The sequence below is a fragment of the Janibacter sp. UYMM211 genome (assembly GCF_040547045.1).
Taxonomy (GTDB): Bacteria; Actinomycetota; Actinomycetes; order Actinomycetales; family Dermatophilaceae; genus Marihabitans; species Marihabitans melonis.
The window spans coordinates 307,819-317,429 of sequence record NZ_JBEPOY010000005.1 but is presented as its reverse complement, the minus strand read 5'-3'; the positions used below and the strand labels follow the sequence as shown (position 1 = coordinate 317,429).

The window sequence follows — 9,611 nt, the reverse complement described above, 5'->3', positions numbered from 1 at the left end:
TCGATCATCTGCTTGATCTGCTCCAGCGCCGGGCGGTACTTGTCATTCCAGTCACCCACGAACTGATCCGAGTCCGTGCCGTTCCACGCCTCGTTCGCCGCCTGCACCTGCGTGTTCGTGTTGTTGATGATCGAGCCCACCTCCTCAGAGAGGCTGCTCCACTTCGGGATCTCACCCGAGACCGTCTCCAGGTTCATACCCAGCCAAGCCATGTCGAATCCTCCTGCTCGAGAAATGTGCTTCGTGCACCGGACCGGCCGTGCTCTCGCCCCTGCGGTCCGTGTGCGACGAACCTACTAAGAGGTAGGCGCCCGGACCATGGGGAGCACTCCCCCTGTCCCGGGCGTCTGCTCAGCGCTGCGGCAGCGCGACCTGGACGATCTGCGCACGCCCGCGGCGCACGAGGACACCGCGGCCCTCGGGCATGAAGACGCGCTGCAGCGGCGGGAAGGTCGTCTTGAAGATCATCGAGCTCTCCGACCCGTCCGGGACGAGCGCGATGCCCGAGCGCGACCCCTTGACCAGGCCCTGCAGACCCATGCTCGTCGTCATGGCCGACGGGTCGGCCTCGGCGATGACGAAGTGGTCGTTGTCGACGAGCGGCTTGACGCACTCCTGGAGGGGGTTCTGGTACGGCATCTGGGCGAGGTCGTCGAGCTTCTCGAGGACGAGCACCACGTGGGGCCCGCCCTCGGCGAGCGCCTTCTCCTTGAGGGTCGCCGACAGCGCGGTGATCTCCTCCTCCTTCGTCGCCGTGCCGGTGACCTCGGGCAGGTGGAGCAGCTCGCTGTTGCGCCGCAGGCTGACGACGTAGATCTCCGTGCTCGGGTCCGCGGCGCAGATCGAGCGCAGCAGCTGCACGAGCGTCGTCGTGCGACCACTTCCGGGAGGACCGGTGACGACGAAGCCGCCGCGCGGCTCGAAGGTGCACGGCGCGAGCTGCTCGGAGTCCATGCCGAGGACGGGCAGCCCGTCGACGACCCGGGGCAGGTCGGCGGCGTGCACGACCTCCGGGAGCGACTCGATCTCCGGCGCCGGCGCCGTGCCGCTCTTGCGCATCGCGTCGGCGAAGCCCTGCACCATCCGCGACTGCTCGGAGGCGTCCTGCGTGCCGCCGAGGACGGCCACCTGGACCTCGCGCTTCTTGAAGATGCCGCGCCCCGGAGCGGACTCGGCGGTGAGGACGTCGGCGGGGACGCCGAGGAAGGAGTAGTCGTCCTCCGTCGCCATCCGCAGCACGAAGCGCGACTGCACCGAGGACCCCATCGAGACGGGCAGGCCGTTGCGCGCGTCGACGGAGAGCACGAAGTGCACGCCGACGGGCCGGCCGTCGCCGAGCAGCGAGGTGAAGGCGTCGAGCCACTTCATGAGCGCACCGGTCGACTCGTAGGCGCTGCGGAAGGAGGTCAGGCCGTCGACGAGGACGAAGATCCGCGGCTCGTCGTGCCGGCCGGTGAGCTGGCGGTAGGCGGTGATCGTCGAGGCGTTCGCCTTGCTGTAGCGCACGGCGCGCTCCTCGATGACCTCGCGCAGGTGGTTGATGAGGCGCTTGACGCGCTCCTCGTCCTGACCCGAGATGATGCTGCCGACGTGCGGCAGCGTCTCGAGCATCGACAGCCCGCGGTTGCCGAAGTCGAGCCCGTAGACGTGGCACGGCCCGCCGCGCACCGTGAAGCCGGCGGCGATGGCGATGGTGCGCAGGAAGGCGCTCTTGCCCGACCCGGACGCACCGTAGACGGCGAGGTTGCCCTCGGCGTCGGGGCGGAAGGAGATCGTCGGCTGCGACTGCAGCGCGGGGTTGTCGGAGATGCCGATGACGAGCTCGTCGTCGCGCCGGTCGGTCGGCAGCTTCGCGAGGTCGTACACGGGCTCGAGCTCGGGCAGCCAGGGCTTGCGGGGCACCGGGATCTCGGCCTCGACCCGGGCCGCCTCGACGACCTCGACGACGCGCTGGATGTCGTTGGGTCCGAGCTCGTCGTCCTCCTGCGTCTTCGGCGTCGCGGGCAGCTCCCAGCGCACGGGGGCGCCGAAGCTCAGCGTCTCGACGAGCATGTCCGGCGGCGGCGGGGTGTCGCTCGTCCACCCGCCGGCGTACCCGGTCTGGAAGGGGACGAGCCGCCCCGGACCGGACTTCGCCATCGCGCGACCGGGCAGGCCCGGGTCGAAGTACGCCGCCTCGGGCGTGCCGAGGACGTCGGTCGAGTCGTCGGTGTCGGCCATGCGCAACGCCATGCGCAGGTTGGTGTTCGCGCGCAGGTTGTCGCGGATGACGCCCGCGGGGCGCTGGGTGGCGAGGATGAGGTGGATGCCGAGGGAGCGGCCGCGCTGGGCGATGTTGACGACGCCGTCGACGAAGTCCGGGACCTCCTGGACGAGGGCCGCGAACTCGTCGACGACGATGATGAGGCTCGGCGGGGCCTCGACCTCGCCGCGCCGCTCGAGCTCGACGAGGTCCTTGGCCTTGAAGCGCGCGAGCAGGTGCTCGCGGTAGTGCAGCTCGGCCGACAGGCTCTCGAGCGCGCGCCGCACGAGGTGCGGCGAGAGGTCGGTGACCATGCCGACGGTGTGCGGCAGGTTGACGCAGTCGCGGAAGGCCGACCCACCCTTGTAGTCGACGAGCAGGAAGGTCACCCGCTGCGGGCTGTGGGCGGTGGCCATGCCGAGGATCCAGGCCTGGAGCAGCTCGGACTTGCCGGCACCGGTCGTGCCGCCGACGAGGGCGTGGGGCCCGTCGGTGCGCAGGTCGACGCTGTACGTCCCGAGCGCGCTCTGGCCGAGGACGGCGCGAAGGGAGCCCGGCTTGCGGCTCGGGGTGGCCGGGGCGTGCCGGCCGGTGAGGATCGAACGGTTCTCGTTCCACCGCTCGATGACGGCCATCTGCGAGCTCGCGAGCTCGGTGCCGACGAGGGCGAGGAAGGAGACCGAGCGCGGGATGTCCGAGTCGTCCTCGGACAGCGCGCCGGAGTCGGTGACGGGGGCCAGCCGGCGGGCGGCGACGACGGCCTGCTCGTAGGAGAGCACGTCGGCGGTGACGTCCTGGGCGACCTCGGCGGGCGCGACGTAGCCGACGCGGGCCCGGCCGCCGGTCTCGACCTCGACGAAGGTGCGGCACGCCGCCGGCAGCTGCTCGGTGACGGGCGCGACCCACACGACGACGACGCCGGAGCGCCAGCCGCGCTCGGCGAGCTGGACGAGGCGGGCCCGGTCGACGGGCGCGTCGTTCTCGACGAGGACGACGACGTTGACGCCGCTCGGCTTGCCCTTCTCGATCGTGCGGCTCGCATAGCCCTCGAGCTGCTCCATGAGCGCCGAGCAGCCCGGCCCCGAGCTCGCCGTGTGCTGCGCGTCGATCGGGCTCTGCGGCGAGGCCGTGTGGGGCAGCCACTTCACCCAGTCCCAGTCGCGTGCGGACTTCGTCGAGGCGAGGGCGCACAGGACGACCTCGGCCGGCGAGTGCAGCGCCGCGGTCTGCACGACGAGGGATCGAGCCATCGCCAGCGCCTCGTCCCGGGGGCCGGAGATGCCGACGGACCCGTCGATGAGCGGGTGGGCGGTGACGGGCACGTCGGCGACGTGGCCCAGGCCCTGCATCGTCTGCGAGACCTCGAGCCAGGCCTCCGCGCGGGTGCGGCCCATCTTCGGCAGCTTGATCTCGGAGCGGCTGGGACGCACGCCGAGACCGAGGCGGTACTCGAGGTACCCGGGCTCGCCGGGACGACGGGTCCACATGAGCGGGTGGTGCCGGCGCACGGCCTCACCGGTCTCGGCGACGGCGGGGTGCTCGAGCCGGCGCATGTCGTGCTCGCGGTCGAGCTCGGCCTCGATGTCCTCGACGAGGTAGCCGATGTCCTCGCGGAAGTCGTTCATCGCGTCCTCGAAGTCGAGGCGGACCCGGCGCCGCGACTCGTAGGCGTTGGCCATCATCATCGCCGGCATCATGAGCATGAACATGATCGTGTACGGGCTGCGCGTGACCGCGAAGAGCGTCGCCCCCATGAAGAGCGGGACGAGCATCATCGCCAGCGGCATGCGCTGGGGCTTGCCGCGCTCGGGCAGGTCGGGGACCTCGAAGACCAGCCCCTGGTAGACCGGCGCGATCCGCGGGCTGCGGGAGAAGGCGACGGTGCCGCTGTCACCCATCGTCACGCCCGCGGCGGCGCGCGCCTGCCGGATCTCGATCGTCGTGTCGCCGACGGTGAAGGCCTCGCCCTCGCGCAGGATCGCGCGGTCGATCCGCTCGTCGTCGACGACGACGCCGTTGCTCGACCCGAGGTCGGTGACCTCGACGACGTCGGCGACGAGGAGCTTCGCGTGCCGACGGCTCACCGACCCGTCGTTGACCTGGATCTCGCAGTCGCGCCCGCGACCGACGTGGGAGGTGCCGCGCTGGAGGGGGAACTCCCTCCCTTCGTCCGGGCCGCCGACGACGACGGCGGTCGCCAGCGGCGCCGCCTTGTCCTCGTACCCGCTGGAGCGACGGGTGACGGCGACGTGGACGCCGCTGCGCAGACCGGACTCGGCGACCGTCGTGCCGGGCTCGACGGCGCGGTAGTTCTCGTCGACGAGGGCGAGGGTGTGCGTGCCGAGGTCGGAGCGCGCGTAGTAGTCGCCGCCGGACTGGCGGTCCGGGTCGGACAGGACGAGGTGCTCGGCGAGGTCGCCGACGGTCGTGCGGCCGTCGACGGTGGCGACGAGGTCGACGTCCTTGTCGTTCGACCCTCGCAGGGTGAGCATGAGCTTCATGTCCGGTCAGCCTTCCGACGGGATCGGCGCGGGGCGTGGTCAGCGGGCACGTCGTGGGTGACGACGCGCCGGGGGTCGGTGCGGGCGACGAGGGCGGCCGGGAGACCGGCCGAGCGACGGGCCCGACGGCGCACGGCGCGCAGGTCGCGCAGCCAGGCCCCGACGGCGGCGGGGTCGGCCGGTCGCTCCCCGAAGACGAGGGCGTCGGCGGCCACCGCGACGGGCATCGCGTCGACCGGCGGGCCGAGGGCCATCGCCTGCTCCGGACGCGTCGCGCGAAGGGGGACGTCGAGACCCATCGAGCGGGCCTCGTCGACGAGATCGGCCCAGGCCCGGCCGACGCGCTGGTCGGGGTCTCCAGTGCGCGAGCGCAGGACGCGGCGCACGCCGCCGACGAGGGGGGCGATCGCGAGGAGGAGCAGGGGCAGGACGACGAGGACGGCCAGGGCCTTGGCCCACAGCGGCCAGGTGCGCGGCGAGGACCAGTCCGTGGGGTCGCTCTGGACGACGGGGGGCGGGGGCGGCGGCGGGAGCGGCTCGGACGCCGGCGCGTCCCAGGTCTGCATCTGCTCCGGCGGCGCGGTCTCGCGGTCGGGCATGAAGGTCTGCGGCATGACGGGGTACCAGGACCGGTCGGCGCGCTGCACCTCGACCCACGCGTGGACGTCGCGCCCGCGCACGACCCCGTCCTGGGTGGCCACGGCGCCGAGGACGACGCGGGTCGGGATGCCCAGCCGGTTGCCCATGAGGGCGAGCGCCGCGGCGTACTGCTCGTCGTCGCCGGCCAGCGGGTCGTGCCCGAGGAAGTCGGTGAGGCGGGCGGTGCCGTGGCCGGGGCCGTGGACGAGCAGCGCCTCGGCCGCCCGCTGCCGGTACGCGGCCGAGGTCGAGCCCTCGGCGGAGATCGCGGGCAGCCCGTCCGTGTACGTGCCCTCCTCGCGCATCGCGGTCGCCACGGCGACGAAGCGCCGCCACGGGTCGCTCTCGTCCGCCGCCCACGCGCGCAGACGGGGCTCGACGAAGTCGGTGCTCGCCCCCATCGGCAGCGACCCCCGAGCCACGGGCAGGCTCTGCGGCAGCTCCTCGCCGAGCGACTCGGTGAGCACCGTGCGCAGCGTGTAGCGGTCGCCGGCCTGCAGCCCCGAGGGCACGAGGACCGCGTCGGTCGAGAGGTTGAGCCAGGCCTTGCCGTCGACGCGCTCGGCGGTCGGCTCGTCGAGGGTGATGCCCTGGACGCTGCCGGTCGTCGGCACCCACGGGCCGTCGTAGCCCTCTTCGGGCACCTCGACGGTGATCTCGCTCGGGGTCCGGCCGGCGCTGTCGGAGACGCCGACCCGCTGGCCGAAGAGCTGGAAGGCCCGACGCGGGTCACCCCCGGCCTCGTCGAGCCCGGTGACCCCCCACGTCGTGCCGTCCCACGAGTCGAGCGTCGCCAGGCGCAGCGGTGCGCCGACGGGCACCCCGCCGACGCGGAAGAGCTCGGTGTCCCACAACCGGGTGGGCGACTGCTCGGTGTAGCTGCGGAACTCGCCGAGCGGGCTCGTGAGATAGCTGAGGTCGTGCACCGGTGAGACCTCGGCGCGCAGCGTCGAGCGCTCCGACGGGTCGGCGTGCCCGAGCAGCGGGCCGAGCAGACCGGCGACGAGGGCGGAGATCGCGAGGATCCCGCCCCCGAGGACGAGCCGGGAGAGGGCGGGCCGCCCGCGCCGCTCCTGGCCGCGCCGGGCCCGCAGGGCGAACCACACGAGGAGGGCGACGGGCAGGGCGACGCCGTGGACGAGCGGGGACGCCGGCGCCTGGGTGCCCATGAGCAGCACGACGCACAGGAGCACGAGGACCGGGGCGGCGACGAGGAGCGCCGAGCGGTGACGGCGGGCGGTCGCGTAGACGACGAGGGTCCCCACGACGGCGACGAAGAAGACGAGGGCGAGCATCTGACCGCCGGCGTCGACCGGTGGCACGAGGGTCAGCCAGCGCTTCCACCCGTGGATCGGCGCGCCGGCGAGGTCGGTGAAGGTGCGCAGGGTCGGCAGCACGCCGAAGCGCAGGTCGTCGCGGACGACGACGAGAGCCCCGACGAGCAGGTAGAGCACGACGGTGAGGGCGCTGATGGCGACGAGCGGCCACCGGTAGGTGGCCTGGACGTGCCCGAGGACGAGCCCGAGCAGCACGCCGACGACCCCGGCGAGGAGCGAGTGGGTGCCGAAGACCGAGGTGCGCAGCCCGACGAGGACGAGCGCGACGACGAGCACGGCGAAGCCCGCGTCGACGAGGTGCTCCGGGCCGGGGCGCATCCGCCCGAGCGTCGCCCGGACCCGCTGCCCGCCGGTGAGCTGGGGCTTGATCATCCCCTCGCGAGGGGCGCCGACGACGCTCATGCGGTGCTCAGCCCGGACAGGACGTGGTGCAGCTCGTCGAGACCGCCGACGGTGGCGATCGTCATGCCGCGCTGCCGGCGAAGGGAGGCGCTCGCCCCGCCGTCGACGAGGAGGGCGACGTGGTGCACCTCGACGTCGAACTGGAAGAGCACCTGCTGCAGCTCGAGGAAGGCCCGCCGCGGTCCGGTGACGAGGACGACGACCGAGCTGTCGGGGGCCAGGGCGGCCGCGCGACGCGCCGAGCTCAGCAGGTCGGCGCGGCCGACGCCGGCCTGGGCGATGGTGTCGAGGGTGAGCGGGATCGTCGTCCGCGAGGCGACCCGGTCGCCGGCGACGACGGTCGCCTCCTGCTCGTCGCGGATGGACTGGACGACGAGCGAGGCGGCGATGTCCATCGCGGCCTCGACGTCCTCCTCGGCGCGGTACCCGGAGGGGTCGACGTCGACGATGACGGTGAGGTGCGCGCGACGCGTCTCCTGGAACTGCCGCACGAGGAGCCGGTCGTGCTTGGCCGAGCTGCGCCAGTGGACGTAGCGCCGGTCGTCGCCGGGCTCGTACTCGCGCAGCGCGTGGAAGTTGATGTCGGCCATCGACAGCTCGGGGGTGACCTCGCCCTCGAGGTCGCGCAGCAGGCCGTGGGCACCCGACTCCAGCGGCCGGGTGCTCGGGTGGACGAAGAGCTGCTTGACCTCGCCGAAGACGCGGGTGCGGTTGGTGAGGCGCAGCGGGTCCTCCTGGACGGTGCGCACGGGACCGACCTCGACGACACCGCGCCGGTCGGTGGGCACCGGCAGCTCGTGGCGGACCTGCTCGCCGCGGCGCAGCGCGGGCAGGTCGATGGTGCGCACGTCCTCGCCGACGGCGATCTCGACGCGCGAGGGCAAGATCCGACGGTGCCCGGGGTTGTGCAGGACGACCTCGGCCGCCGCGTGCTGCCCGACCCGCACCCGCGAGGGACGGGCGGTGAGCTCGACGCGGGGGTGGGTGCGCCCGACGGCGAGCGCGAAGCACAGGGCGCAGGCGACGAGCAGGGCGACCCCGAGGGTGACGAGCTCGACCCACGCGAGGAGGAGGCCGACGACAACGGCCGCCGTCCCGAGGGCGAGGACGGACCAGCCGAGCGGCGAGACCCAGGACAGCAGCCCGCCGAACCACGTCGTGCGGACCCGCTCGCCCCCGCGGGCCGAGGCGCGCAGGGCGGCGGCCGCGCCCCCCTTCGTGCTCCGGACCGCCTGGACGGGCACGGGGAGGGTGACCGTGCGGCGCTGGCCGGTCGCGCGCAGCCGCTGACCCTCCGCCATCCGCTCCTGACGCACCTCCATCGGCGTCGGGGCAGCGCGCTGCTCAGGACGGGCCGGGGCGGGGGCGGGCGGGGCCTGGCCCCGCCCGCCCGACCGGTCGAGCTGCCCCGGGCGAAGGGTGGGCGCGTCCTCCTCGACGGGCTGCGGGCGCACCCGACCGCGGCCGCGCGACGGCTCGGGGCCGCGCCGGCTCGGACCGGACGGGGGCGTCGTCATCGGCTCAGCGGCTCCGCTCGGTCGGCGGGGCGACCTCGCCGAGGACCTGGCCGACGACGTCGCCGACCTGGACCCCGGCGAACTCCGCCTCGGAGGTGAGCAGGAGGCGGTGGGCCATGATCGGCTCCGCGATGATCTTGATGTCGTCCGGCACGACGTGGGTGCGGCCCTGGCTGACCGCCCAGGTCTTCGCGCAGCGGACGAAGGCCAGGCACCCGCGCACCGACAGCCCCAGCCGCACGTTGCGGTGACGCCGGGTCTCCTCGGCGATGCGGGCGACGTAGGCGAGGATCGCCGCGTCGACGTGCACCTGGTCGGCCAGCCCAGCCATGTCGGAGACCACCTGCGCGGCGAGGACCGGGCGCAGACCGGCGGTGCGGTCGCGGCGGGCCGCGTCGGCCAGCACCGCCACGGTGGCCTCGTGGTCGGGGTAGCCCAACGACGTCTTCATGAGGAAGCGGTCGAGCTGGGCCTCGGGCAGGCGATAGGTACCGGCCTGCTCGATGGGGTTCTGCGTCGCGATGACCATGAAGGGGCGGCCGACCTCGTGGGTCGTGCCGTCGGCCGTGACCCGACCCTCCTCCATGACCTCCAGGAGGGCGGACTGCGTCTTCGGCGAGGCGCGGTTGATCTCGTCGGCGAGGACGATGGTCGCGAAGACCGGGCCCTTGTGGAAGTCGAAGTGCTTCGTGCTCTGGTCGTAGATCGTCACGCCGGTGACGTCGCTCGGCAGCAGGTCGGGGGTGAACTGGATCCGGCTGTTGCTGCCCTGGACGGTGGCTGCGATGGCGCGGGCGAGCTGGGTCTTGCCCGTGCCCGGGTAGTCCTCGAGGAGCAGGTGGCCCTCGGAGAGCAGGCAGGTGAGCGCGAGCCGCACGACATGCTGCTTGCCGAGCACGGCCCGGTCGACGTTGCCGACCATCTGCGCGAAGGTCTGGGCGAACCAGCCGGCCTGCTCCTGGGTCACGCTCAT

At 73.3% G+C, this 9,611-nt stretch carries 5 protein-coding genes; all 5 read right to left on the bottom strand.

What is annotated here, in order from left to right:
- Positions 1–212, bottom strand: a 212-nt coding sequence (locus ABIB53_RS14575) for a hypothetical protein (protein ID WP_354588698.1), incomplete at its 3' end; no start/stop codon positions are given.
- 139 nt (positions 213–351) lie between these two features.
- On the bottom strand, positions 352–4,743 hold the full coding sequence (locus tag ABIB53_RS14570; protein WP_354588697.1) for a type VII secretion EssC family protein: 4,392 nt from the start codon (positions 4,741–4,743) through the stop codon (positions 352–354).
- Positions 4,740–7,121: a transglutaminase TgpA family protein gene (locus ABIB53_RS14565; protein WP_354588696.1), complete on the bottom strand. Its 2,382-nt coding sequence runs from the start codon at positions 7,119–7,121 to the stop codon at positions 4,740–4,742. Before ABIB53_RS14565 ends, ABIB53_RS14570 begins: the two co-directional genes overlap by 4 nt.
- Entirely contained in the window at positions 7,118–8,638 is a 1,521-nt protein-coding gene (locus ABIB53_RS14560) for a DUF58 domain-containing protein (protein WP_354588695.1), read from the bottom strand. The genes ABIB53_RS14565 and ABIB53_RS14560 overlap by 4 nt, the downstream gene beginning before the upstream one ends.
- A gap of 4 nt (positions 8,639–8,642) precedes the next feature.
- Positions 8,643–9,611: an AAA family ATPase gene (locus ABIB53_RS14555; RefSeq protein ID WP_354588694.1), complete on the bottom strand. Its 969-nt coding sequence runs from the start codon at positions 9,609–9,611 to the stop codon at positions 8,643–8,645.

What these genes read in the sequence shown, in the direction of transcription:
- ABIB53_RS14570 (WP_354588697.1), bottom strand. Translation starts at nt 4,743, where the DNA reads ATGAAGCTCATGCTCACCCTGCGAGGGTCGAACGACAAGGACGTCGAC.
- ABIB53_RS14565 (WP_354588696.1), bottom strand. Translation starts at nt 7,121, where the DNA reads ATGAGCGTCGTCGGCGCCCCTCGCGAGGGGATGATCAAGCCCCAGCTC.
- ABIB53_RS14560 (WP_354588695.1), bottom strand. Translation starts at nt 8,638, where the DNA reads ATGACGACGCCCCCGTCCGGTCCGAGCCGGCGCGGCCCCGAGCCGTCG.
- ABIB53_RS14555 (WP_354588694.1), bottom strand. Translation starts at nt 9,611, where the DNA reads ATGAGCGTGACCCAGGAGCAGGCCGGCTGGTTCGCCCAGACCTTCGCG.